A 26,068-nucleotide genomic window follows, 5' to 3' on the forward strand; every position below is an offset into this window, starting at 1 on the left:
TTGTTAACCAGGAACAGTGGTTTGTTAACCACTGTTCGCTACACTTACCCAGGAGGATAATTCCTCCACTAAGTTTAGAAAATATTCCTGGACATGCCGCGTGGCAGAGGTTTGGTGCTGTGAAATTCCGGAAATTCGGCCTGCAGGGGCGGCGGCGTTCTGTCGTTTCGGTCATAGCGCTGGCCGTGGTGGCCGCGTTGGCGCTGACGGGCGCCGTGCTCTATCCGGGTTTCCGGACCGCCGAGGTGGACCTGAACGACGGCGGCGTCTGGGTGACGAACAAGAGCATCGGCAAGGTCGGCCACCTGAACTACCAGTCGCAGACCCTCGACGGCGGCCTCACAACCCCGACCAACCAGTTCGATGTGCAGCAGGACGCGGCCACGGTCTTCATGACCAACGGCGAGGACGCCTCGGTGAGCCCGGTGGACGTGTCGAACGTGGTCCTGGGGCAGCCCACAGGGCTGCCGGGACATTCACGCATGGTGCTGGGAACCGAAGCGGTGGCCGTGGTGGATGCGGTCCAGGGCCGGGTCTGGGCAATGGGCGTGGAGGGTCTGCCGGCCTTTTCCGGGGCGGATACCGAACCGCTCATGGTCGATGTCGAGGGCGCCGTCGCGGCCATGGGCGTCGATGACCGTCTGCATGTGGCTGTCCCCGCACAGGAGAAACTTCTCACTTTCGAGCGGCAGGAGGACGGCGCCTACGCGGAGGCCGGCAGCCGCGGCCTCGCCGGCCTCAAGGATGCCGAGGACCCGCAGATTGCCGCCGTGGGCAAGGACGCCGTGGTGTTCGACGCCGGCAATGGCGCCGTCCATCTGCCGGGCGGCGGCACCACCGGACTGGACCCGGCGGACACCGAGGGCGCCCGCCTCCAGCAGAGCGGACCGGTGAGCGACATCGTCGCCATCGCCACGGCCAAGAGCCTGGTGAAACTGCCGCTGCGGGGCGGCGAGGGCACCGGCGTCGACGCCGGTGCACCCGGAGTGCCTGCCGCGCCGGTGCAGCTGGACGGCTGCATCCACGCGGCATGGGACGGCAGCCGGCAGTACCTGCGGGACTGCGAGGATGACGGCAACGACCGCAGCCAGTCCATCCCCGAGCTTGAAGGGCAGTCGGAACTGGTCTTCCGGGTCAACCGCGACGTCGTGGTGCTCAACGACATGAGCGGCGGCACCGTCTGGCTGGTCAACCATGACATGCACGTCGTGGACAACTGGGCGGACCTGGAACCGCCGCCCGGGGAGGACGACCAGAAGGCGGAGGAGGACTCCAACGAGATCAATCCGGTCACGGACCTGCCGGACCGCACCGAGGAGAACACGCCGCCGGTCGCCGTCGACGACGAATTCGGCGTGCGCGCCGGACGGACGACAATCCTGCCGGTCCTGTTCAACGACTCGGATTCCGACGGCGACCTGCTGACCGCCGCGCTGGAGGGCGACCAGCCCTCCGCCGGCACCGTCCAGGCCATCTATGACGGCACCGGTCTGCAGGTGGTGGTCCCGTCCAATGCTTCCGGTGCGGGCACCTTCAGCTACAAGGTCGACGACGGCCGCGGCGGCACGGATACCGCCACCGTGCGCCTGACGGTGGTGCCGGCGGACTCGAACCGGGCGCCGGTGCAGCTGCGCGAGAGCGTTCTGTCCCTGGAGCAGGGGCAGAGCCTGACCCAGAATGTCCTCACCGACTGGATCGATCCGGACGGGGACGATCTCCAGCTCACCGCCGCGCGCGTGGCGGAAGGCAGCGACATCGTCCGCATCCGTCCCGACGGTGAGCTGACCTTCCAGGACGTCGGCGTGAGCACCGGACGCAAGGAAGTGTCGGTGACCGTCTCCGACGGCCGGGACAGCACCACGGCCACCATGGTCTTCGACGTCAAACCCCGCGGCGTGCTGGCCCCGGTGGGCAACGCGGACTACGCCAGCGGCGCCGTGGGCGAGGAGATCGTCATTTCGCCGCTGAAGAACGACGTGGATCCCACCGGCGGCGAACTGCGGCTGGCGAAGGTGGACGAGATCGCCGACGCCACGGTGAAGGCGAATATCGACGCGGGCACGGTCAGCTTCCGCTCCGAACGCCCCGGCACGTATTACCTGACCTACCTGGTGACCAACGGCCCGGCGAGCGCCACCGCGCTGATCCGCATCGATGTGCTGCCGCCGGACGCCAGCGCCGGCGCGCCGGTGGCCGTGCGGGACACTGCCTTGCTGCCTTCGGCCGGCGAGGTGCTGGTGGACGTGCTGGCCAATGACTCCGATCCGGCCGGCGGCGTGCTGGTGGTCCAGTCCGTCTCGGCGCCGAAGGATTCGGCCATCACGCTTTCGGTGATCGACCACCATATCATCCGCGTCAGCGACACCCGCGGCCTGACCGCCCCGACCTCTTTCAGCTACGTCGTCTCCAACGGACGGGAGAGCGCCACCGGCGAAGTCTCCGTGTCCCCGGTCCCGGCGCCGGCCAAACTGCAGCCGCCGCGGGCCATCGCGGACGAAGCCACCGTCCGCGTCGGCGACGTGGTCAACATCCCCGTGCTGGCCAACGACGAGCATCCCAACGGCGCGGCGCTGACGCTGCTGCCTGAACTGGTGGAATCCGTGGATCCGGCGCAGGGGCTGCTCACCGTGTCCGAGACCGGGCTGCGGTTCAAGGCCGGCAGCCAGCCCGGCACCGTCAATGCTGTCTATGCCGTCGCCGGCCCGGATGGCCAGGAAGCTTCCGCCCAGGTCACCATCCACATCCGCCCCGTGGACGGCCAGAACAGTCCGCCGCTGCCGAAGCATGTGACCGGCCGGGTACTGGCGGGGGAGACCGCCAGCCTGCTCATTCCGCTGGACGGCATCGATCCGGATGGCGATTCGGTGACGCTCGTCGGCCTCGACCAGACGCCTGGCAAGGGCACGGCCACCGTCCGCGCCGCAGCGATCGACTACGCCGCCCCGGCCGGCGCTTCCGGTACGGATACCTTCAGCTACGTGGTCGAGGACCGCCTGGGGGCCCGCGCCACGGGCACCGTGTCCGTGGGCATTGCGCCGGTCTCGACCACCAACCAGCCGCCCATCGCGGTCGACGACGAAATCACCGTCCGTCCGGGCCGCAGCATCGCGTCGGATGTGCTGGCCAATGACACCGACGCCGACGGGGACACGATCCGCTACACCGCCGACGGCCTGCAAACGGATGCCGCCGTCGACGTGGCCGTGGTCGACGGCCGGGTCACCCTGACTGCGCCGGAGGAAGCCGGCGTGTTCATCATCCGCTACGGCATCGAGGACGGCCGCGGCGGCACGGACACCGGTAACCTCAAGGTGGATGTCCAGCCGGATGCCCGCCTGCTGGCGCCCATCGCCCGCGACGACCGGGTAGCCGTCTCCGAAACGGAGGGCAAGACCGAGGTCCAGGTGCCGATCCTGCGCAATGACGAGGACCCGGACGGTGTGGCAAGCGACCTTGAGGTCAGCCTCCCCGAAGGCAACGCGAATGTCTCCGTCGGGGCCGACGGCGCCCTGACGGTGGGCCTGACCGCCCAGTCGCAGCTCATCCCCTACACGCTGAGGGACATCGACGGCCTGACCGCCACGGCGTTCGTCATGGTGCCCGGCAGCGCTGAAGCACGGCCGACGCTGGCCAGCACGGAACCGCTGGAAGTGGTGTCCGGCGAAACGCTGGAGCTGGACCTTAATTCCCTGGTCAAGGTGCGCGAGGGACGCAGCCCGCGTCTGACCGTCGAGGACAAAGTGCAGGCGGTCAGCGGCACGGCGGCGGTCAACAGCGCCACGGGTATCACGTTTACGTCGAACCCGGACTATGCCGGACCGGCCTCGGTGTCCTTCGAGGTCACCGACGGCAGCGGTCCCGATGATCCGCAGGGCTTCAAGGCCGTGCTGACAGTGGGCATCAACGTCACTCCGAAGCAGGAGGAAAACCGGCCGCCCAGTTTCCGGGCCAACACGCTGGAAGTGGCCCAGGGCGAGCCAGCCGCCAGCCTCGACCTGCGGCAGGCCGTGTCCGATCCGGACCCGGGAGACTCGGACCGGCTCAGCTTCCAGCTGACCGGCGGTTCGCTGGACGGCGTCGACGTTTCGCTCGACGGCAGTGTATTGACGGCCAGGGCCGACGCCGATGCGCCCAAGGGCGCCACCGGTGTCTTCGACGTGGCGGTCTCGGACGGGTCCAATCCGCCGGTGACGTCCACGGTGACGGTCAACGTCGTGTCCACCAACCGGCCACTGGCGGTAGCGAACGACGACGTGATCGCCGATGCGCACCAGGGCCGGGCGGAATCGGTGAACGTGCTGACCAACGACACGAATCCGTTCCCGGAGTCCCCGCTGCGGCTGGTCACCGCCAATGTCAACGCCGGTCAGGGCACCGCCTCCGTCAGTGGCGACGTGGTGCAGGTGACCCCGGCGGCGGACTTCGTCGGCACGATGGAGGTCCGCTACCGCGTCCAGGACCAGACCCGGGACCCGGAGCGCGAGGTCGAAGGACGGGTGTTGCTCACGGTCAAGGGCAAGCCGGATGCGCCGGCCACGCCAGTGGTCCAGGAAGTCCGCGACCAGACCGTGGTGCTGATTTGGGATCCGCCGGCCAACAACGGCGAGGCCATCACCGGCTACACGGTCACGGGCAGCTCTGGCTTCAGCCAGGCCTGCGCCGCCACGACGTGCACGCTCACCGGATTGACGAACAACGTTGAGTACGTCTTCCAGGTGACCGCGGCCAATGCGGTGGGCGAGTCCGATCCCTCGCCGCAGTCGGCGCCGGCGCGCCCGGACGTGAAGCCGGAAATGCCGGCTCCGCCCGCGCTGGACTTTGGGGACGGCTCCCTGAACATCGCCTGGACGCCTCCGGTCTCCAAGGGCTCCCCGGTGAGCTCCTACAACCTGGAGATCTCGCCGCCGCCGGCCTCCGGCGTCGCCGAGAAGCGGAATATCACCGCCCCCCAGTACACCTGGACCGGGCTCACCAACGGGGTGGCCTACAAGGTCCGCGTCCAGGCCGTGAACGATGCCGTCGACCCCTCGGACTGGAGCGCCTATTCGGCCGCCGAGATTCCCGCCGGCGTGCCGGATGCGCCTGCCGCCCCGACGGCCTCCCGGGATGAATCCACCGTCAACGGCGGTGTGGTCAACGTGGCCTGGAAGGCACCGCCGTCCAACGGTGACAGCGTGAGCCGCTACGACCTGATGGTCTACCGCAACGGCGCACTGGAATCGACGCAGATCGACCTGCCGGGCGCGGTCACCAGCCACCAGTTCACCGGGCTGCAGACGACGGCGGACTACACCTTCGCGGTCGTGGCCCACAACAAGGCGGGAGCTTCGGCCGCTGGCGGGCAGTCGGCATCGGTGCGGCCCTACGGCCAGCCGCAGGCGGTGCAGTCCGTCAGCGCCGTAGCCACGGGCGAAAACACCCGCATCAAGCTCAATTTTGCGGCCCCGGGCAGCAACGGAAGCCCGATCAGCGGCTACCAGGTCTCGGTGGACGGCGGCGGCTGGAGCGGCATCGGCGGCCCCGGTGCGACCGTCAACGTCGGCAACAACGGTAACCCGGGCCACACGTTCCGGGTCCGCGCCGTCAACGCCGCAGGGGCGGGGCCGGCCAGCCCGGCGTCGAACGCGGAAACCGCCTACGGCCCAATCAACAACGCGTCCAACATCCGCAAGTCCTCCAGTGGGATCCACGCATCCTTCAGCTGGAACGCCAACCCGGACGCCTACGGCAACGGCCGGCCGGTGACGGGCATGGACGTGACCGTCAACGGCAACCGGGTGGCCAACAACGGCCAGTGGAACGGCGGCGACAGTCCGGACCAGACCCACACCCTCCGGATCACAGTGACGCGGGCCGACGGCAGCCAGAGCTTCTCCGACTCCGTCACGACGGCCAGCCGCCAGGCGGTAATGGGGCAGGGGCAGCACAAGACGGACGGCGACTGCTTCTCCAAGGACTGCTACTACTTCGCGGTGACGCTGAAGAACTTCGCCGCGAACCGGAACGTGGAGGTGTTCTGCCACTACACGAACATGGACGGAAGCACCTACGTGTTCTCCGGCTTCACGATCCGGACCAACGGTGATGGCTACGCCTACTCGGACAACCTGTGCTATCTGGGCCACAAGAACAGCATCAATAAGAACAATGACTGGACCGGTCCGTACTGGTTCCACGCAGTTGAGGGCGGCTCGGGTGTCCGGGTCGACTCCAACAAGAACGTCAGCTGGTAAGAGTGAGGAATACCCCCATGGCAATGACCGAAGAACAGGCCGAGTGGTTTGCAGGAACCTTTGACAAGCTCGCCGCCAATGTGGGCCAGGCCGTGCTGGGCAAGTCCCAGGTGGTGCGCCTGGTGCTGACGTCCATGCTGGCGGAGGGCCACGTACTGCTCGAGGACGCCCCCGGCACCGGCAAGACCATGCTGGCCCGGTCCCTGGCCGCCACGGTGCAGGGGACGCATTCGCGCATCCAGTTCACTCCGGACCTGCTGCCGTCCGATGTCACCGGCATCACCATCTATGACCAGAAGACGCAGAACTTCGAATTCCACAAGGGCCCGATCTTCGCGAACATCGTGCTGGCGGACGAAATCAACCGCGCCTCGCCGAAGACCCAGTCGGCCCTGCTGGAGGTCATGGAGGAATCGCGCGTCACGGTGGATGGGGTGAGCTATGACTCCGGCCGTCCGTTCATGGTCATCGCCACGCAGAACCCGATCGAGCAGGCCGGCACCTACCGGCTGCCGGAAGCGCAGCTGGACCGCTTCCTGATCAAGACCTCCATCGGCTACCCGGACCATGCCTCCATGGTGCAGCTGCTCGCCGGTGCCGCCACCAGGGACCGGTCCGCGGCGCTGAGACCGATCATCACCACGCAGGCGGTGACCGACATGGCGGACCTGGCCGCGACAACCCACGCGGATCAGGCCGTGCTGGAGTATGTCTCCCACCTGACGGAACAGACCCGCAACGCGCCGGAAACCCGGCTGGGCGTCAGCGTCCGCGGCGCGCTGGCCATGGTCCGCGCCGCCAAGGTGTGGGCCGCCGGCCACGGCCGCAGCTATGTGCTGCCGGACGATATCAAGGAACTGGCACCGTACGTCTGGACTCACCGGCTGGTCCTGGACCCGGAAGCCGAGTTCGCCGGAGCCACCGCCGAAGGCGTGATCACCCGTGCGCTGGCCGATGTGGCTGCCCCGCAGCAGCGGGCTTCGGTTGCCTCGGTCTAGGGGCGCCGGCAGGATGCGGCACACCGCGGGACTGCTGCAGACGGTGAAGGAGGGGGCCGCCGTCGTCGGCCGGCAGACCAAGCCGTGGCGGGACAAAGCAGCAGCCTGGTGGCGGAAATATCCCGCTCCCGTCCTTGCCGTCGTGGCCCCGCTGGGCTGGATCCTGCTGGGCGTCATCATGCTGCTGCTGGTCCTGGGCTTGTCCTTCGGCTGGCAGGAAGCGAAGACCGCAGCGCTGATGGGCGCGCTGCTGACGGTCATCGCCGTCGGCTTCATCCTGGGCCGGTCCTCCTACGGCGTGGAGCTGGACCTGGCGCGCACCCGTGTGGCGGTGGGGGACCACGCTGTTGGCAGCGTCTCCGTCTCCAATACGTCCGGCCGCCCCCTGCTGCCCGCATCGCTGGAGCTGCCCGTCGGCCAGGCGACGGCGGTTTTCCACCTGCCGCGGATGAAGCCGGCGCAGGTGCATGAGGACCTGTTCACCATTCCCACCCAGCGCCGGGCGGTGATCGTCGTCGGCCCGGTGCGTTCCGTGCGCGCCGATCCGCTGAGCCTGCTGCGGTGCCAGGTGCTCTGGACCGAGCCGACCGACCTGTTCGTGCATCCGCGCACGGTCGCGCTGACCGGTTCCGCCGCCGGTTTCATCAAGGACCTGGAAGGCCTGCCCACCCGGGAGCTGGCCAGTGCAGATGTGTCTTTCCATGCGCTGCGCGAGTACGTTCCGGGCGACGACCGCCGCCACATTCACTGGAAGACGGTCGCGCGGACGGACCAGCTGATGGTCCGCCAGTTCGAGGAAACCCGGCGCTCGCACCTGGCCGTGGCGCTGTCCGTGAACACCGCTGAATACGGATCGGAAGCCGATTTCGAACTGGCGGTCTCGGCCGCCGGTTCGATCGGACTGCAGGCCATCAAGGAGCAGCGGAACCTGGACGTGCTGACGCAGAACGGACCGCTGCGCAGCGAAACCGGACGCAACCTGCTGGACGATATGACACGCATCGAGGGACGCTCGCTGCGGACCACTGCGGTGGAGCTGGCCCGCACGACGGCGGAGACGGTGCCCAATGCTTCGGTGGTCTTCTTCGTGGTGGGTCCCCATGTCACCGCCGCGCAGCTGCGCTCCGCCGCGGCGGCCATCCCGCCGGGGATCCGCTGCATCGCGGTGCGCTGCCGCAGCGGGCAGGAGCAGGGCCGGGCCTCCATTGGCGACCTCACCGTCGTGTCCCTGGGCGACCTGGACGATCTCGCCGCGGTCCTGAGGAAGGCAGTGGCATGAGCACCCGGGACATGAGCAGCGGCGACTTGGGCAGCCGTGACACGACCACCCGCGAAACGACCACCCGTGAAATGCCCCCGCACCTGCCGCAGACACGCCGGCAGGCCGGGCTGGACTGGGCCGCGCTCATCATCCTGCTGGGCCTGGGCGTGCTGGGCTTCGGCCCCACCTTCGGCGGCGACGCCAGCTACCTGCTGGCCGGGTTCGGCGGCATCCTGCTGGGGCTGGGCACCGCCTGGCTGGCCGCCCGCTACCGGCTCTGGCTGCTGCCGACTGTCGGCGCGGCCCTGCTGGCCTACCTGCTGTTCGGCAGCGCGTTGGCCGCGCCCCGCGAGTCCGTCCTCGGCTTCCTGCCCAGCCTGGAATCGCTGCGCACCATCATCCTTGGGCTGGTGCTGTCCTGGAAGGACCTGCTGACCGTCGCCGCGCCCGTCGGAATCACCGGCGGCATGCTGGTGGTGCCGTTCCTGTCCGCGCTCATCGCCGCCGTCGTGGCCGGCACCCTCGCCTGGCGCGTGCGCAGCCCCTACTGGACCCTGCTGCCGGTGCTGGCCCTGTTCGTGACCGGCATCGCGTTCGGCACCAACCAGGCGTCGCTGCCGCTGCTGCGGGGCGTGGCGCTCGTGGCCATCGGCGCCGCCTGGCTGGCTTATCGGCGGGACATTGCCCGCGCCGGCCAACTGGTGCGCGTTCCGGTCGCTTCCGGCGAGCCGAACGCGGCAGCGGTCCGCAGCGGGACGATCCGGCGCCTCGGCTACGGCGCCGGCATGGTCGCCGCTGCCGCCGTCGTCACCCTCGCGGCCGGCCCGGCACTGACGGCGGGCGGACAGCGTACGGTGCTGCGCGACGTCGTCGTACCTCCCGTGAACCTGTACGACTATCCAAGCCCGCTCATGAAGTTCCGCCAGTACGTGAAGACTGACGCCGAGGAAACGCTCTTCACGGTGGAGGGGCTGCCCCAGGGGCAGCGCATCCGGCTGGCCGCCATGGACGCCTACGACGGCGTGGTCTACAACGTGAATCCGCAGGATTCGGGCAGCTTTTCGCCTGTGGGGGATGCGGAGCAGCTGGGCCGGGAGGATTCCGACGATGGCGGGATCCCGGCGCGGATGACGGTCGAAATCAAGGACTACCAGGATGTCTGGCTGCCCGCCGGCGGCGAGCTCACCGGCATTGAGCTCGAAGGCGGCCGCGAAGAGGAACTGGGGAAGTCCCTGTTCTACAACGACGCCGCGCGCACCACATTGAGCACGATCGGCCTGCAGGAGGGGGACAAGTACACCGTCAATGTCACCTTCCCGCAGCGGCCGGACGATGCGCAGCTGGCGCAGCAGAAGTTCGCGGAACTGAACCTGCCCAAGGTGCTCAACGACCCGCCCGTCATCGCGAGCGCAGCGACGGAACTGGTGGGTGAAGCCAAGACCTCGATTGAACAGGTGCGCGCGCTGGAGCAGACGCTGCAGGAGCAGGGCTTCTTCAGTAACGGCAAGGAGGACCAGCCGCCGTCGCTGGCCGGCCACGGCGCCTCGCGGATGCTCAGGCTGCTGGATGCCGAACAGATGATCGGCGATGACGAACAGTACGCCGTTGCCATGGCGCTGATGGCGCGCAAGCTGGACATGCCGGCCCGTGTGGTCATGGGTTTCTACCCGGACTGGGAGGAAATCGGCACCCCCACCGGTCCCATCGACATCAAGGGCTCGGATGTCCACGCGTGGGTGGAGATCGCCTTCGAGGACATCGGCTGGGTGCCGTTCGACCCGACACCGGACGAGGACAATGAGCCGGTCCCGCCGCAGCAGCAGCCCAAATCGACGCCGAAGCCGCAGGTGCTGCAGCCTCCGCCGCCACCTCAGGAGCCGGCCGAGCTGCCGCCGGATTCGGCACCGGAACCGCAGGACGCGGAGCAGAAGCAGGAGGATTTCTGGGCCATTCTTGGTCCCATCCTGGCCGTCATCGGCATCGCCATGATTCCGGTGGCGATCCTGCTGCTGCCGCTGCTGCTGATCGCGTTCCTGAAGCTGCGCCGCCGCCGGCGCCGCGCCACCGAGGGCCAGCCCTCGCGCCGTGTCGGCGGAGGCTGGGAAGAGGTCATGAGCCTGGCCACCGACATGGGCGCGCAGACCAACCCCAAGGCCACGCGCCGGGAAAGCGCCGCCGGACTGGGGGAGGCGTTCCCGCAGAGCGCCACTGCGACCCTGCAGTTGGCGCAACGGGCGGACCGCAGCATCTTCAGCGCCGCCGAACCATCGGAGGCCGAAGTCCGGAATTACTGGGACCATGTGGACAGTTCGCTGGAGCAGATGCGCGGTTCGGTAGGATTCTGGAGGCGCCAGCGTGCCAAGTATTCACCCCGGTCACTGTTCCAGGAGACCCGTTTGGCGCTGGAAGGCAAACGCCTGTTCGGCCGCGGAGGGAAACATAAGTGATCGTGAGTATAGGGCGTTGATGAATCCGGAAGAGAACACACCCCGCGAACCGGGTATCCGCGTGGACTGCGGCTTCGGCACGGACCGGGGGCTGCGGCGCGAGCTCAATGAGGATTCGCTCGTGGCCATGCACCCGATCTATGCCATTGCCGATGGCATGGGCGGCCACGAGGCAGGGGAGATCGCCAGCAGCATCTGCGTCCAGACTCTGGCCGAAAGCAGAATCGTGGGCATGGCCGCGCCGGAGGCGAATGCATCGGACATCCAGGAACTGATCCATCTGGCGGACCAGCGGATCCGCTACCAAACGCAGGGCGTCGCCGGAACCACGCTCTCCGGCGTCGTCCTGGTCCAGGAATCCGGACAGCCGTACTGGCTGGTCTTCAACGTCGGCGATTCCCGCACCTACCGACTGAGCCAGGGGACCTTCGCCCAGATCACGGTTGATCATTCGGAGGTCCAGGAACTGGTCGATTCCGGCCAAATCACCCCGGATGAGGCGCTGATCCATCCCCGCCGGCACGTGGTCACCCGGGCCCTGGGTGCCGGCAGCGATACCGAGGCCGACTTCTGGCTCATGCCCGTGGAGGAAGGGGACCGGATCCTGGTCTGCTCCGACGGGCTGACCGCGGAAGTGAGCGATGACCACATCTTCAGGATCCTCAGCACGCTGAAGTCGCCGCAGGACGCAACGGACTCGCTGATCCAGGCGGCCCTGCGTTCGGGCGGACGGGACAACATTTCCGTCATCGTCATCGACGCCGCCGATGTCACGAACGAACGCGACGTCAGGACCACGGCGCCCCGGAACGGTGAAACCGCCGAGGACACCCTGCCCCGTCCGGGCGCGGGCGAGGCGGCAGCCGGCGCGACGGATAGGGCGCCCGAGGAGCCGGAACGGGGGAGCACCTACCCATGACAGACATCAGTTATCGTCCGGGCAACTGGATCGGCGTGGCCAGATCCGGCATGGTGGCCCTGGTGCCCGCGGATTCCCCGCAGGACCTGCTGGACCGGATCTGGGAAACCTTCGGGGACAGCCCCGGCATTGATGCCGGGCTGCCGGTGGTCTCCGGCGGTTTCGGCGCCGGCCTGGCGGCCATGCCGCACTTTGGCCTGGTCTCCATTGGACGGAAGCTGCACGTGATCCTGCGCGGTCCGCTGGAGGTTGTGGTCGACGGCTCCGGCACCGCCGCGGTATCCGGCGAGCACGTGACAACGTGGAGCGAGCGGGTGCTCTTCGAGCAGGACTCGTTCCAGCTGAGGGTCGCCGGTATGGCTGACGACGGAAGCGCTGAGAGCGGCGGCGCTTTCGACGGCGGTGCGCCGGCACTGCGCCTCGTCGCCGGCAGCGTGCTGGCTTCCGCGTTGTCGGTGACCGGGATCCTGTCCGGCGGAGTCCCCGCGGGCGGCGGTGGCGCGCAGCCTGCCGGGGCGGCTGCGCCGGATGTTCGGTCCGCTTCGGGACCGGCAGGCCCGGCCGGTTCTGCCCCGGCTGTTTTTCCCCCCGCTGATCCCGCCCCTGCGCGCGACGTCAGTGCCAGCCCCGAAGTCAACGCCCGCCGCGACGTCAGTGCGGACACCCTTGCGCTTGCCGACAGTGAGGGCGATCTCGACCTGGACCCGGCCGACGGAAGCACCATCGATCCCGCGGCCGCCGGACACGATGGCGCGGACACCGAGGGTGCTGACACCAGTGGCCCTGAGTTCGGTGGCGCTGAAACCGGCAGGGCTGAAACCGACGACTGGGACCATACCCTTATGCGCGGCCCGCAGGACAGCTCCGGGCCTGGAACCGGCAGCGCTACCGGCAGCGCTGCCGGTCTGGCCCAGCCGGGCGTGGACGCCGTGGCTGCCGCCTATGCTGCTTCGGTATCCCGTCCGGCAAGCGGCCCAGTCCTGCAGCCTGCGCGCCCAGTGTCGCCCCCGGCCGTTCCGCAGCCGACGGCGGCTCCGCACCAGGCGCACCCGGAAGCGAAGTCCTCGGAGTTGATCGATTCCGTGCCGTGGCTGCGGTCTTCGCACTCCCAGGGCCAGACACCGGAACCGCAGCGTCCTCTACCGGCGCCGGCCGACGAGTCCGCTTCGTCCGCTCAGCAGCTTGGTGACCACGACGGGCAGACCGTCATGCGCAGTGAACTGCCTGCCCCACCACCCGGCTCCGCATCAGCCGGCGCCCCCGCAACCGGTACCGCTTCGGACAGTACCCCTGGTCCGGGTGGGGTTCCCGCCCAGGCCGTGCCGCCGTCGTCGGAATCCCGGCAGGGAATGCCGGAGACCCGTCCAGGCACTGGACCGATGGTCCTGGCACGCATCTGCGGCCAGGGCCACGCGAATCCGCCGACCAGCGCCACCTGTGCCGGCTGCGGGCAGGCGCTCAGCGGCGACGCGCAGCCGGTGCGGCGCCCCAGCCTGGGCACCATGCGGGTCTCGACCGGTGAACTCGTTGACCTGGACCGGAACCTGATCGTGGGCCGCCAGCCGTCCGTATCGCGGGTCCAGGGCAACGATATGCCCCGGCTGGTCCAGGTCCGCAGCGAAAACGGGGATATCTCACGTTCGCACTTGGAAGTGCGGCTCGAGGGATGGCACGTGACCCTGCGTGACCTCAAGGCCACCAACGGCACAGTGCTGATCCGCGAAGGGCAGCTGCCGCGCCGGCTGGGCCAGGGGGAGGCCGCCATCCTGCTGGACGGCGATATCGCCGACCTGGGCGACGGGATTTCGCTGCGGTTCGAGGACCTTCGATGAGCGGCCGGCGCGCCCCGGCTCCGCCGCCGGAGATTCCGGGTTTCCGCTACCTCAGCCACCTCGGTTCCGGTGGTTTTGCCGATGTCTATTTATACGAACAGGACCGTCCACGGCGGAAGGTCGCCATCAAGGTGCTGCTCTCCGACCTGAAGACGGAAGGCGCCCGGCGCGGCTTCGAGGCGGAGGCCAACCTCATGGCCCAGCTGTCCTCGCACCCGTATATCATCACCATCTACGAAGCGGACATCACCGACGACGGCCACTCATACCTGGCCATGGAGTACTGTTCCAGGCCGAGCCTTGACGTCCGATACCGGCAGGGACGCCTGGGTGTTGTCGAGGTCCTGGCGCTGGGTATCCAGGTGGCATCCGCCGTCGAAACCGCCCACCGGGCGGGCATCGTGCACCGGGACATCAAGCCTGCCAATATCCTGACGACGGACTACAACCGTCCGGCGCTGACGGACTTCGGCATCTCCGGAACCACCGAGTCCGGCGGCGATGAAGAGCATGGCATGTCCATCCCCTGGTCCCCGCCGGAGGCATTCCAGGGCGGCAAGGCGGACGGCATCCGGATGGATGTCTGGTCCCTGGGTGCCACCGTGTACACGCTGCTGGCGGGCCGTTCCCCGTTCGTGTTCCCAGGCCGGAGCAATTCACAGCGTGAGCTGATGGACCGCATCGCCAACCTGCCGTTGCAGCGGATCGGCCGCGACGACGTCCCGGAATCGCTGGAGCTGGCCTTGGCCGCCGCCATGGCCAAGTCGCCCGGGTCCCGGTACGGTTCGGCCCGGTCCTTTGCGCTGGCGCTGCAGCGGATCCAGGCCGAGCTGAACCTGTCCGTCACCCCGTTCGAGGTGCTCGACGACGGTCCCCAGACCGCGGAGGCCGCGGACGACGACGGCGAGCTGACCCGGGTGCGCAAGGTTGTGTCGATCGATCCGGACGGTACATCCGGTGGGACTTCCCAGCGGCCGGCATTTCCGGAGCGCGTGCGGAACCAGACTGCGGCTCCCGGCCATACTGCGGCTCCGGGCCAAACCGGGCATCCTGGTCCGGTATCCGATCCGCGGGATGACCGAACGATCCTGCGCGGGGCCGCAGGGCCCGCCGCTGCACCGCCCCCCGGGGGTGGCCAGACCGAACGGGATACCTGGAACCGGACGGATCCGATCCTCGACGAACCCGGCCCGACGGCAAAGATCCGCCCGTCGGCGGACAGTGCCGCGGACAGCGAAGTCGACCGAGCCTCAGGGAACAGCGTTTCGGCAGGCAGCGGAACCGAAGCTGCGCGGAAGGTGCCCCGCGGCGTGCTGGCGGCGGGCGGCGTCGTATTCGCCGCCGCGGTGACCGTCGGCGCCGTCGCACTTTTCAGCGGTGAGCCGCCCGAGAAGGAAGCCGCGGTTCCCTCGTTCAGCCAGGCACCGGCCGATGCGCTCGGCGGGGTGGAAGGTACCGTGCCGGCGCCGGAAGCCGTCACCCCGTCGGTCGACGGCGGCACGATCACGTTCACCTGGCGCAATCCGGACCCGCGGGAAGGCGACCTGTACATGTACCGGCCGGTGACCCTGGAGCAGGAGGAAACGGACTGGGCCCGCACGTCCGAGCCCAGTGCGGAGCTTGCTGCGGCCGACGGGAAGACCTGTATTGATGTGGTGCTGAGCAGGGCCAACGGGCGGGCATCCGATCCCGTCCGGTCATGCTATCCGGAGGGTTAGCGGCGCGCATTTGGCCAGATGGTAAGCAGTTGAACGGCAACCTGTGGAAAGGGAAAACGTAAATGGGGGATCTTGGGATCGACTTTTGTGGGGAATGGCATGAACCCAAGGACGATGAGGTCTTCACCATCGGCCGCGAAGGCCAGCTTGAGATTGACGACAACCCGTACCTGCACCGGAAGTTCCTCCAGATCGCCCGGTACGACGGCATCTGGTGGCTGAGCAACGTCGGCAGCATGATTTCCGCGACCGTGGCCGACGCCTCGGGCGGCATGCAGGCCTGGATCTCGCCCGGCGCCCGCATCCCGCTGGTCTTTGCCCGGACGCGCATCGTCTTCACGGCCGGCCCAACTACCTACGAGTTCGACATCCACCTCAAGACCCCCTCTTTCCGGCACGAGGCCCGCGACCACCAATCGGTCGGCGAGACCACCATCGGACCGGTCGTATTCACTGAATCCCAGAAGGCCCTGATCGTGGCGCTGGCCGAACCCATGCTGCGCCGCGACGGGACGGGCTACAGCGCCCTGCCGTCGTCGGCCGAAGCGGCCAAGCGGCTCGGCTGGTCCCTGACCCGGTTCAACCGGAAGCTCGACAATGTCTGCGACAAGCTGGACCGCGCCGGCGTCGTCGGCCTGCGCGGCGGGACCGGCCGGGTGGCATCCAACCGGCGGACCCGCCTGGTGGAGCATGCCGTCACGTCGCACCTGGTCACGGTCAACGACCTGCCGCTGCTCGACCGGATGCTGGACGAAAATGCCTGAGGCTGCTGGAACCAGCCCATTCCTGATTGAGGAGAACGGAACACCGGAATGACTACTAACCTGAACCTGGTCAGTGCCTCCGCAGGGCGGCGGCTTGGTGCCAAGCTGATCGACGGTGTGCCGCCCGTGCTGATCTACGTCATTGCCCTGGGAATCGGACTGGCCGTGGCCGGCGGTTCCAGCTCCGGAAATCCCGTCGGTGCGCTGCTTGCCCTGCTCCTGGGCGGTCTGGGCATCCTGGCGTACGCCATCTGGCTGTGGATCTGGGAGGCCCGGACCGGGAAGACCCCGGGAAATCTGCTGCTGGGTCTGCGGACCACCGGCGAAGACGGCTTCGCACCGGGCGTGGGGGCGGTCTTCCTGCGCGGCCTGATCGTCGGTGTGGCGGGCATCGTGCCTGTGGTGGGGTCGATCGTGGTGCTGATTTCCAATCTGTGGGACCCGAACGGGCAACGCCAGGGCTGGCATGACAAGGTCGCCCGGACTTACGTCGTGGATGTCAGGGCGGGCAGGGATCCGCTGACCACCGGAGGACTGTACGGGCCCCAGACGTTCGCCGGCGAGGGGAGTACGGCGGACGCGGGTGCTTCCGGCGGAGGGGCTCCCTATGGAGGCGCTCCGGCTGGAAGCGTCCCGTCTGGAAGTGTCCCGTCTGGAGGTACGACGGCGGCAGCGGAGCCGGCAGGAAGGGAGCCTTCCGTAACTGCCGGCCCCGGTCTGATTACCGGCATACCTGGGTCTGGTCAGGAATCCGTTCCGGTTCCGGCCGCCGTGATCGCGCACCCGGACGAGGACCTCGAGATGACCCGGGTCGCGCGTCGCCAGCCCGCGGCGGCCGGCATCCAGCTGCTATTCGACGACGGCGCCATCGTCCGGGTAGCGGGCGAGGCCCTGATCGGACGCAATCCCACGCCGCAGTCCGGAGAAAACGTGGAACAGCTCATCGACTATGCCGACCTGGGACGGTCGGTTTCCAAGACGCATCTGCACGTCCGCGTGGACGGTACTAGCGTATGGGTCACCGACCGCAACTCGACCAACGGCAGTGCCGTAGCCACTGCTGACGGGCAGCGGCAGGCCCTCAACCCAAGTCAATCGGTCCTCGTCCCGGCAGGCAGCACGGTGTACTTCGGGGATCGCTACTTCGTGGTTGGACCCGCATAGGCGCGCTGGTCTGAGCCGCTGGTCTGAGACCGAAGACGCGGCCGAATGCCGAGGTCCGGCGGCGTTACTGCTGCCCCCTGGCGGCCGGGTCAGAACGGCGGCGGTGCTTCCCGGTCCGGCGGAGCCTGGTCCGTCCGGGGGTCGGGCGGCCTGTCCTGCGGCGCGCCGGGGGGGGTCCGGAGCCAGTCGGGCAGGGTGGTTTGCAGCGGGGGGTCGGGGGTGGTGTGGGTTTTGCCGGCCGCTGAGGTCCAGGTGATGGTGCCGGGGCGGGGCTGGCTGGGTTTCCATTTGGTTTTGTGTCCGGTGCGGTGGTGTTGCGGCACGGGCTGCACAGGTTGTGGTGGCCGGTGGGTCCGCCGGCGGCCCAGGGGACGGTGTGGTCCAGGTCGCAGCGGAGGGCGCAGGTCGGCGGGAATTGTTGACGAGGGGGGCCGAGTCGCTCATCAGGGCCAGGGCGGTGCGTTCGGGGATGGTCAGGGCGGTGGCGATGTCGGTGGCGGCGACGGTTCCGGCCAACGGAGAGGCGCCGGCTTCGGGGCCCCAGGTTTCGGTTTCGGCGACGGCGGTGATCCGGTCGATGACGCGGGCTTCCTGGGCGTCGAGCCAGGCCCGCAGCCGGGCCGGATCCTGCAGCGTGTCCACGGCGGAGGCGAGGTTCAGCAGCCCGGCCGGCACCATGGCCAGGAGCCGGCCGGCCCCGAGCGTGACACCGGGACCGGCTGGCCGGCGGTTTCGGCCGGCATGCTCCCGGCAGGCACGGACCCGGGCAGCGGCGAAGAGCTGTGGATCATCGCCCCCTCACCGAACAGGTGCCTGTGCCTGAATGCCTTCATGACAATCAGTCAGTCAGCCACCACTGACAAAATAAGCTTCCCTTTACCGCCCAAGCCGACGATCCTACAGTGAGCACATGCAGCGAACCGGATGCGCGATCGTCGGCGGCGGGCCCGCGGGACTGATGCTCGGGCTGCTGCTGGCCAGAGCCGGCGTCGAAGTTACCGTTGTGGAGAAGCACGGGGATTTCCTCCGGGACTTCCGCGGAGACACGGTCCATCCGTCCACCGTTCGGCTGATGGACGAACTCGGCCTCGGGGAGGCGTTCCGGAAAATTCCCCAAAGCCGGCTGCGGCAGGTGGCCTTCCCCGCACCCGGCGGGGGCCGGATCGTGCTCGGCGACTTCGACCTCCTGCCCAGGCCCTACAACTACGTGGCCATGATGCCGCAGTGGGATTTCCTCAACCTCCTGGCCGAGGCGGCCTCCCGGGAGCCGAACTTCACGCTGCTGATGAATGCGGAAGCTACAGGGCTGGTTTGCGACGGCGGACGCGTGACAGGCGTGCAGTACCGGATCCGCCGCGGCCGCACCGACGATCATAGTCCTGACGCCCGTACCGCGGACGCCCGCTCAGACAACCAGGCCGAGGCCGCTGGCAGCGAGAATCGCGAACTCCACGCCGACCTGGTCGTCGCCTGCGACGGCCGGCATTCAGTCCTTCGCCGGTCGGCCGGGCTGCAGCCCCGGGAATACCGGGTGCCGTTCGACACCTGGTGGTTCCGGCTGCCCCGGCATGACGACGAGCAGGGCGACATCGCCGGTATTATGCCGGCTTTCCAAGGACGGGAAGTCCTGATCGCCCTGCTCCGCACGGATTATTACCAGCTCGGTTATCTTGCCCGGAAAGGTTCCGATGCCCGGCTGCGCAGCGAGGGCGTGGAGCGCTTCCGGCAGCGGGTAGCCCGTCTAAGGCCGGATTTCGCCGACCGGGTGGACCTCATCCGCAGCATGGACGATCTGCACATGCTGGACGTGAAGCTGAACCGGCTGCGCCACTGGTACGTAGACGGGCTGCTCTGCATCGGCGATGCCGCACATGCGATGTCGCCGGCGGGCGGCGTGGGCATCAACCTCGCCATTCAGGATGCGGTGGCGGCGGGTGCCTTGCTGGCCGCACCATTACGACGCCGGCAGGTTACCGAGCGCGACCTGGCCAAGGTCCAGCGGCGGCGGCAGCTGCCAACGGTCATTGTGCAGACGGCACAGCGCTTCCTGCACCGGGTGGTCTTCGTCCCGGTATTCGAGGGCAGGCGGGCCGGGGCGCCCAAGGCGGTGCTGTTCCTGGCCCGGCATCTACCCGGATTCCGGAAGGTTCCGCCGCGGATGATCGGCTTCGGTCCGCGTCCGGAGCACGCTCCGGCGTTCGCCCGGCGGTAGCACCAGTCAGCCCGTGCCGACGAGTTTGGCGGCCAGAGTGCCGTACGCCTCGAGCGGATGCGGCTGCCCGGCCACCGGTTGGCGGGGATATGCCACCAGCAGCGACTGGGCCGGCGCGATGCCGACCAGCCGGGCGCCAGCGCCTGCGGCGTCCAGCGCCTTTTGCGCTCCGAGGGCGCGGACAGCCTCGGGCCCGAAGACGGCGCAGCCGGGGACGGACATGCCGGTAAACCGGGCCGGACGGCCCAGCTCCGTATAGCCGAGCCCGTGGCCCAGCAGGGCAGTGCGGACATGTGCGTGATGCATGGCGGAACCGAAAGCATCCAGTTCGTCGCCGCTCAGCGGATCCTCGCTTTCGGCCAGGAACTCCACGGTCTCGTGCACACCGGCCGAGGACCGTTCGACCCGCATCATCGCGATCGAGGCCGGGCTTGTCTGCCCGCGCGGCCGTCCCAGGACCACGATGTGGCTGGTGCGGGGAGAACGTTCGAAACAGTGCGCGGTCAGGGTCTCGGTGTCCCAACCTTCGCTGACCGGTTCATGGAGCCCCCAGCCCTCCGGCGCCGCCCCGGTCAGCCCACGGAAGACCCGTTCGGCCAGGACGCCCACCCTGGTGCCGAGGCTCGCGGGATGCAGTGTCTCCGCGTGCACATGGACATGGCCGCGCGGGGCCGCCGGCGTCAGCAGGAAGTCCTCCGCCACCTCCTCGCCGGCCCGGAACTCGCCGTCGGCCCAGGCGATAATGCGCCCGGTAAAGCCGTCGAAGAACCTGCCGTCGGAGGTGGTGGCCAGCCACTGTGCCCCGGCGGTGCTGAGCAGGTGTGCCAGCGGGTGCGTCAACCGGGAACCGCTGGGCGTCAGCACCACGAACCGCTTGCGTTCAGCCACCGCGGCCATGTAGGATCGCGCGAGCCACGGTGACAGGTAGACCACGGGCTTGTCCTGGAAGACGACCGCCGTCTGCCCAGTGGTGAAGTCGAAGGCGGAGGAGTGGGTCCCCGCTTCTGGTGTCACTGGTTCTTCCGGTGTCACTGGTTCTCCTGGTGAGGTGCGACGACGGCTCCCGAACACCGGCGCGCGATGGCGTGGGCCAGCGCGTCGGCCAGCCGGCCGCCGTCGTGCTGTCCATTGGTGACATGGATGTCCTGCCACCACAGCGGCTGCTTTCTGGCAGCCGCGGGGGCAGCGGACATGAAGACCGCGGGTATCGCGGCGGTGCCGTCAGCGATGGAGACGGCAGCGCCGGCGAGAAGCCGTTCGACCTCCCCGGGGTTCCGGATCAGGCGCGGCAGTTCCAGCGCCAGCGGCACCGTGCCGGCGTCGTCGAACACCTCCAGCACCATGTTCTCCGCGACCTCCCGGACATTCAGCGCCGGCATGGTCTCCACCAGGCTCTCCACCAGCAGTGCCTGCGTCGGTTCCTCGACGCACAGCACGGTCCAGTCGCTGCTCATGCGGGCCCTCCTTCGGTTTCGTTCCAGAACAGCTGGACGGTCTGGACCGGACGCCCGGCCTGCACCAACTGGGCGCGGCCAGCCGGCAGCGTGCGGGCCCGGACGCCGTTGATGAGGGCGCCTTCGCCGCGGTCGCCGGACATGATCAGTGCGGCACTGCCGGAGTCCCGCAGGGACATGAAGAACGATTCGTACAGGCCGCGGCTGGCACCGCGCACCCGGCGGGCCAGCACCGCGTGCAGCCCGATTTCCGGCGCCAGCGGCAGGTACGGGGTGAGCCGGCTCAGCGGCGAGGAACCGCCAGCGGTGAGGATGTCATAGTCATCGATCACCAGGACCACGCGCGGAGCCTTGGCCACCTCCGCGGGATCGGCGTTGACGCGCTTGTCCAGTTCACCGGCGACGGCGGCGGCCAGCTGCTCGGCGAGCGCGGCGCTGGTGGCATAGCCGCCCAGGTAGGAATCCTCGACCTCGTCCGCCAGTCCGCGGCGCGGATCGAAGACCGCGAAGACGATCTGCTCGGCGGTGTGCTGGGCGGACATCCGGCGGATCACCGAGCGCATCATGTTCGTCTTGCCCGCGGCATCGTCGCCCATGATGATCAGGTGGTGTTCCTTGTTGCGGAAGTCCAGCGTCTCGGTGCCCAAGTCCGTTTCGCGCAGGCCCAGAGGGACCAGGCCGGGCGAAGCCGGCGTGGCCACCGACTCCGCGGCGACCAGCGGCGGCAACACCCGCACCTGCATGGCGCGGTCCTCGGTCGAGGCGGCGACGGCGGCCACCAGGTCCCGCATCCCCTGGATGGCGGTATCGGGGTCCGGCGAGCCGTCGATCCGCGGCAGGGCGATGTGCCCCTGCAGCTTGCGGTCGGTGAGGGCGCGTCCGGGGCTGTCCGTGCTGACGGCCTCGGCCAGCTTGCGGCCGTGGGCCGATTCGCCGGGGTCGCCCAGCCGCATTTCGATCCGGGTGCCGAAGAAGCTTTGCTGCGCGATGCGGATTTCGTTCATGCGCGTGGATGTGACGATGACGTGGATGCCGTAGCCGCCGCCGCGGGAAATCAGGGCGTGGACCGATTTTTCGATGTCCTCGAATTCGTCCTGCAGCTGGCCGTAGCCGTCCAGCACCAGTACGACGTCGGCACTGGTCAGCTCGGGAATCCTGCCCTGGGCGCACAGCCGGCGCAGCGTGGGCAGCGAATCGATCTGGTAGCGCTCGAAAATGCGCTCGCGCAGGTGCAGCATGCCCAAGATCTCCTCGACCGTGCGGCGGACCACCTCGCGGTTGGTGCGCACTGCCACGCCGCCGACGTGCGGCAGGCCCTCCAGCGGAAGCAGGCCGCTGCCGAGCAGGTCCACCGCGTAGATGCCGACTTCGGCCGGGCTGTGCGTCAGGGCCAGACTGGCCACGATGGTCCGCAGCGCCGTGCTCTTGCCGGTGTGCGGAGCGCCGATGATCGCCGCATTGCCGCCCGCGGCCGTCAGGTCCAGTTCCCATAGCCCCTGCCATTGTTTGGCGGGATCGTCGAGCAGGCCGATCGGGATGCGCAGGCCGCCGCCCTGGCCCAGCCGGATGCCCTGGCTGGTGGCCGTGACATCGCCGGCCGCCATGTCCAGGGAAATGCCCTTGGGCAGCGGCGGCAGCCAGATCGGCTGGACCGCGCGGGGGAATTTGCGCAGGGTCTCCATCAGCGTGGACAGGACAGTCGGTCCCGTGGTCCGCTGGGACGCGCCGGTGGATTGCGCGGTCGCCGCCGGCCGGGGCGCCGCGGCCCGCTCCAGGGTCGCCGCGTACCGCGGGACCCGAAGCACGACGTCGGCCTCCTCCGGCTGCTCATCCGCTGCCTCGGGCGCCTCCAGGGGGCCGGAAACATAGCCCGCCTTGAAGCGCGTGTAGGTAGTGGTGTCCACCTTCAGGTAGCCGAAGCCCGGAACCGGCGGCAGATGGAAGGCATCCGGAGTGTCCAGGACCGTGCGGCTTTCGGCTTCGGAGAGGGTCCGCAGACCGATCCGGTAGGACAGGTAGGTGTCCAGGCCGCGCAGCTTGCCGCCCTCGATCCGCTGGCTGGAGAGCAGCAGATGCACGCCGATCGATCGGCCGATGCGGCCGATCGAGAGGAACAGTTCGATGAAATCCGGGCGGGCCGTAAGCAGTTCGCCGAATTCGTCGATGATCACCACCAGGTGCGGCAGCGGCGGCAGGTCCTCGCCGCGGGCCTTCCGCTCCTGGCGGTGCAGCTGGTAATCGGTGATGTTCGCCAGGTTTCCGGCGGCCTTGAGTACCTCCTGGCGGCGCTGGATCTCGCCGGACAGGCTGGCGTAGACGCGCTCGATCAGGCTGACGTCGTCGGAGAGGTTGGTGATGACACCGGCGACCTGGGGCGCGTCGGCGAAGGGGGCGAAGGTCGCGCCGCCCTTGTAGTCCACCAGCACCATGGCCAACACTTCGGGGGAGTGTGTGGCCAGCAGGCCCAGGACCAGGCTGCGCAGCATCTCGCTCTTGCCCGAGCCGGTGGCGCCCACGCACAGGCCGTGCGGCCCGTGGCCGAACTGGGCCGACTCCTTCAGGTCCAGCAGGGCGGGTTTGCCGCGGTCGTCCGGGCCCAGGGGAACGCGGAGGAAATCGATCTCGCTGCGCGGCTGCCACAGCCGCCGGATATCCGCTTCGTCCAGCCGCTCGGAGAGGCCGAGCATCTCCAGATAGCCAACGGAGTTCTCGGAGCTGTCATGTTCCAGCGAATCAGGGGACAGGCGCAGGGGCGCGAGCTCGCGGGCCAGTGCTGCGGCGGTGGCGGCAGGTAGATCGTCCAGCACCCCGCGTTCGATGACGGGTGAGAGCGGATCCTCCCGGTAGTTTTCGATGACGAAGCCCGCATTCTCCGCCTCGCCGCGGGCTGCCTCGCCGCGGGCCGCTTTTTCACTGGCCGTCTCTTCACTGATGCGGATGGCCACCTCGCCGGGTTCCTGCAGACGGTCGGCGCAGAGGAAAACGGTCGTGATGCCCAGATGGCCGGGAGCGGACTGCTTGTCCGGAAGATGGAGCTCGGCGGGCAGCTGGCCGTAGGAATCGGCGAACACCAGGAGCCGGGGCAGGCTGTTGCCGACCCCGCCCTTGAGGAAATTGCGCCGGGACTCAGCCGCCGTCGTCGACCGCCGCTGCAGGTCCTCGGCCAGCAGGTCGGAAAGCTCGTCCATCGACGGCGCCAGCCGCCTGACCGGGCCGGTCCGGTGCGTCTTCTGCTGGTCGGCCAGATGCGGCAGCCAGGTGGCCCATTCCCACTCGTCCCGCGTCGCTTCCGGCGCTGCGATAGCCAGGTGCAGGTCCTCCGGGGAGTGGAAGGCGCAGGATTCCGCCGTCAGGATGCGGCACACATCCAGCACGAACTCGCGGGAGCCGACGACGCTGATGTTGCCGGCCGAATCCAGCGGCACGGTCAGCGGCAGCTCCGGGGAGGACTCATAGCGGCGCTTGAGGATCTCCAGCTCCGCGGTCATGAACGTATCGGCCTGCTGCAGCGCGGAGCCGGTATTCAGGATGTGGATCTCGCGGTTGCGGCGCTCGCCGGTGCCGAGCCGGACGTCGAGGAAGTCCTCATTGCGCCGCCGCCGTTCCCACAGCCGCTTGGGGTTGCGGATGATGTCGAACAAAGCGTCCGGCGGCGGGCTGCTGACGCGGGCAATGCGGTTGGCCCGCTGCTCCTCGGCGCGCAGTTGTGTCCGGGAACGTTCCAGGTATTCCAGGTAGTTCTCGCGCTGTTCCCGGCGCTGCCGGCCCTGCTTGCCCCGCTGGCTGACCATCAGCACGATGGACGCCAGGATCGTGACGATCATCATGAGCGCGCCCACGGCTGCGAGGCTGGAGCCGCGGAACAGCATCATGACCGTCATGGACACGCCGGCGCCGAGCAGGGGCACCAGCGCCATCATGTTCATGGAGCCTTTGCCGCCCTCCATGGGCGGCGGCGCGTCGAGGGTAAACGGCTGGATGTCGCGGGCCGGCGGGGTGGTCCGTGCGGGACGGTGGATCAGCTTCAGGCTCATGCCGGATCGCTCTCCATGACACGAGCTGCCCCGATGGAACCGGCGAGGACCTGCGAGGCCAGGGATGTCGCCTCCAGCCGTGTCGACCGGGCCAGCAGGGCAAGGTCCAGTTCCACGCCGCCGGCCAGATGGCGGTCGTAGCCCAGGTGTGCCACGGTGTGGCCGTCCCGCCGCAGGCGCGCAGCCTCTGCGGCCGGATCGAACGGTGCGTCCGCGTCCGTCTGAACCAGCAGCAGGACCAGCGGAACGCCCCGGCGGCGGCTGTCGTGGCTCCACGTCTGCGCATACCGCTGGGCATCGTCCAGCCCGGACACGCTGGCCGGTGCCACGAACAGCCCCAGGTGGGAATTGCCGAGGGCCCGGTCGGTGGAGGGATGTTCCATGCCGGTGCCGCAGTCGAAGATGGTGATGGGGCAGTAGCGGGAGACAGCCCGCGCAACGGTGTCCAGCGCGGGGTGTTCCTCCTGGCCGTTGCCCGACACGCCGTGGGCGCCCGATAGGCTACTGGCACCCGACAGGCTGCCGGCGGCCAGCAGGTTTGGTTCGACGACGGCCAGCTGTTCCGAGAGCTCCTCGAAACTTGCCGGCATTCTGCCCTCCAGCTGGCGGACGACGCGGTCCACGGAGGGGATATCCGTGCGGCCCAGGCGCAGGCCCAGGGTGCCGGGGCCGGTCCCGGCATCCACCGCTGCTACGGCATCCTGGCGCATGGCGGCATAGACCCGGGCGAGCAGTGCCGCCGTCGTGGTTTTGCCGGCGCCGCCGCGGGAACCGACGACGGCGATGCGCCGCCCCGTGGTGACGGCCGACTGCGCGCCGTAGGCCGCTTCAGCCAGCAGCCGTGGATACTCGTCGGCCCGGAAGACGCCGGTCAGTTGCCGCAGTCCACGGGCCAGCCAGGTCTCGGCGTTGGGGGGGGGGCGCAACCGCCACCGCCCTTTTGGGGGGGTTTCTGAGCAGCCCTTTGTTTTTTGTTCTTCTTCCCCCGGGTGGGAACCACCAAGGCGGGAAACCCAAAGGGGTTTCCCCCGG

General features: G+C 68.8%; 14 protein-coding genes. 10 read left to right on the forward strand and 4 right to left on the reverse strand.

What is annotated here, in order from left to right; translation table 11 throughout:
- Positions 1-119 precede the first annotated feature (119 nt).
- The 10 genes from AC5RWU_RS16020 to AC5RWU_RS16065 all read left to right on the forward strand — a co-directional run bounded on the left by AC5RWU_RS16020 (position 120) and on the right by AC5RWU_RS16065 (position 19,548).
- Positions 120-6,233, forward strand: a complete 6,114-nt coding sequence (locus AC5RWU_RS16020; protein ID WP_494028870.1) for an Ig-like domain-containing protein — start codon at positions 120-122, stop codon at positions 6,231-6,233.
- 17 nt (positions 6,234-6,250) lie between these two features.
- A complete protein-coding gene (locus AC5RWU_RS16025) occupies positions 6,251-7,231 on the forward strand; it encodes an AAA family ATPase (protein ID WP_494028869.1) in 981 nt (326 codons plus the stop codon).
- A 13-nt stretch (positions 7,232-7,244) separates the two neighbouring features.
- Positions 7,245-8,510, forward strand: coding sequence for a DUF58 domain-containing protein (locus tag AC5RWU_RS16030; protein WP_494028868.1), 1,266 nt, complete (start codon positions 7,245-7,247; stop codon positions 8,508-8,510).
- Positions 8,507-10,939, forward strand: coding sequence for a transglutaminase-like domain-containing protein (locus AC5RWU_RS16035; RefSeq protein ID WP_494028867.1), 2,433 nt, complete (start codon positions 8,507-8,509; stop codon positions 10,937-10,939). The genes AC5RWU_RS16030 and AC5RWU_RS16035 overlap by 4 nt, the downstream gene beginning before the upstream one ends.
- A gap of 19 nt (positions 10,940-10,958) precedes the next feature.
- Complete coding sequence (locus AC5RWU_RS16040) at positions 10,959-11,858, forward strand: PP2C family protein-serine/threonine phosphatase (RefSeq protein WP_494028866.1); 900 nt, start codon at positions 10,959-10,961, stop codon at positions 11,856-11,858.
- A complete protein-coding gene (locus tag AC5RWU_RS16045; protein WP_494028865.1) occupies positions 11,855-13,690 on the forward strand; it encodes an FHA domain-containing protein in 1,836 nt (611 codons plus the stop codon). Before AC5RWU_RS16040 ends, AC5RWU_RS16045 begins: the two co-directional genes overlap by 4 nt.
- On the forward strand, positions 13,687-15,408 hold the full coding sequence (locus tag AC5RWU_RS16050) for a serine/threonine-protein kinase (RefSeq protein WP_494028864.1): 1,722 nt from the start codon (positions 13,687-13,689) through the stop codon (positions 15,406-15,408). Before AC5RWU_RS16045 ends, AC5RWU_RS16050 begins: the two co-directional genes overlap by 4 nt.
- A gap of 62 nt (positions 15,409-15,470) precedes the next feature.
- Positions 15,471-16,172: a hypothetical protein gene (locus AC5RWU_RS16055; protein ID WP_494028863.1), complete on the forward strand. Its 702-nt coding sequence runs from the start codon at positions 15,471-15,473 to the stop codon at positions 16,170-16,172.
- A 48-nt stretch (positions 16,173-16,220) separates the two neighbouring features.
- Positions 16,221-17,336, forward strand: a complete 1,116-nt coding sequence (locus tag AC5RWU_RS16060) for an RDD family protein (protein WP_494028862.1) — start codon at positions 16,221-16,223, stop codon at positions 17,334-17,336.
- A gap of 910 nt (positions 17,337-18,246) precedes the next feature.
- The gene (locus AC5RWU_RS16065; RefSeq protein WP_494028861.1) at positions 18,247-19,548 is read left to right on the forward strand and encodes an FAD-dependent oxidoreductase; all 1,302 of its coding nucleotides are present in this window, start codon (positions 18,247-18,249) and stop codon (positions 19,546-19,548) included.
- Between the two features lie 6 nt (positions 19,549-19,554).
- Here AC5RWU_RS16065 and AC5RWU_RS16070 read toward each other — a convergent pair whose 3' ends face one another.
- From AC5RWU_RS16070 to AC5RWU_RS16085, 4 genes are read right to left on the reverse strand one after another with little or no spacing between them, the layout of a single operon-like run.
- Positions 19,555-20,562, reverse strand: coding sequence for a DUF6177 family protein (locus tag AC5RWU_RS16070; protein WP_494028860.1), 1,008 nt, complete (start codon positions 20,560-20,562; stop codon positions 19,555-19,557).
- 14 nt (positions 20,563-20,576) lie between these two features.
- Positions 20,577-21,002: a hypothetical protein gene (locus tag AC5RWU_RS16075; RefSeq protein ID WP_494028859.1), complete on the reverse strand. Its 426-nt coding sequence runs from the start codon at positions 21,000-21,002 to the stop codon at positions 20,577-20,579.
- The gene (gene eccCa / locus AC5RWU_RS16080) at positions 20,999-25,036 is read right to left on the reverse strand and encodes a type VII secretion protein EccCa (protein WP_494028858.1); all 4,038 of its coding nucleotides are present in this window, start codon (positions 25,034-25,036) and stop codon (positions 20,999-21,001) included. Before eccCa ends, AC5RWU_RS16075 begins: the two co-directional genes overlap by 4 nt.
- Positions 25,033-25,962 carry a nucleotide-binding protein gene (locus AC5RWU_RS16085; RefSeq protein ID WP_494037066.1) on the reverse strand — a complete coding sequence of 310 codons (930 nt, stop codon included), beginning with the start codon at positions 25,960-25,962 and terminating at the stop codon, positions 25,033-25,035. The genes eccCa and AC5RWU_RS16085 overlap by 4 nt, the downstream gene beginning before the upstream one ends.
- Between the last annotated feature and the right edge of the window lie 106 nt (positions 25,963-26,068).

The organism is Arthrobacter sp. B0427-1-12 (assembly GCF_059092905.1).

Coding starts and splice junctions, on each gene's coding strand:
- AC5RWU_RS16025 (WP_494028869.1), top strand. CDS start 6,251: ATGGCAATGACCGAAGAACAGGCCGAGTGGTTTGCAGGAACCTTTGAC.
- AC5RWU_RS16030 (WP_494028868.1), top strand. CDS start 7,245: ATGCGGCACACCGCGGGACTGCTGCAGACGGTGAAGGAGGGGGCCGCC.
- AC5RWU_RS16035 (WP_494028867.1), top strand. CDS start 8,507: ATGAGCACCCGGGACATGAGCAGCGGCGACTTGGGCAGCCGTGACACG.
- AC5RWU_RS16040 (WP_494028866.1), top strand. CDS start 10,959: ATGAATCCGGAAGAGAACACACCCCGCGAACCGGGTATCCGCGTGGAC.
- AC5RWU_RS16045 (WP_494028865.1), top strand. CDS start 11,855: ATGACAGACATCAGTTATCGTCCGGGCAACTGGATCGGCGTGGCCAGA.
- AC5RWU_RS16050 (WP_494028864.1), top strand. CDS start 13,687: ATGAGCGGCCGGCGCGCCCCGGCTCCGCCGCCGGAGATTCCGGGTTTC.
- AC5RWU_RS16055 (WP_494028863.1), top strand. CDS start 15,471: ATGGGGGATCTTGGGATCGACTTTTGTGGGGAATGGCATGAACCCAAG.
- AC5RWU_RS16060 (WP_494028862.1), top strand. CDS start 16,221: ATGACTACTAACCTGAACCTGGTCAGTGCCTCCGCAGGGCGGCGGCTT.
- AC5RWU_RS16065 (WP_494028861.1), top strand. CDS start 18,247: ATGCAGCGAACCGGATGCGCGATCGTCGGCGGCGGGCCCGCGGGACTG.
- AC5RWU_RS16075 (WP_494028859.1), bottom strand. CDS start 21,002: ATGAGCAGCGACTGGACCGTGCTGTGCGTCGAGGAACCGACGCAGGCA.
- eccCa (WP_494028858.1), bottom strand. CDS start 25,036: ATGAGCCTGAAGCTGATCCACCGTCCCGCACGGACCACCCCGCCGGCC.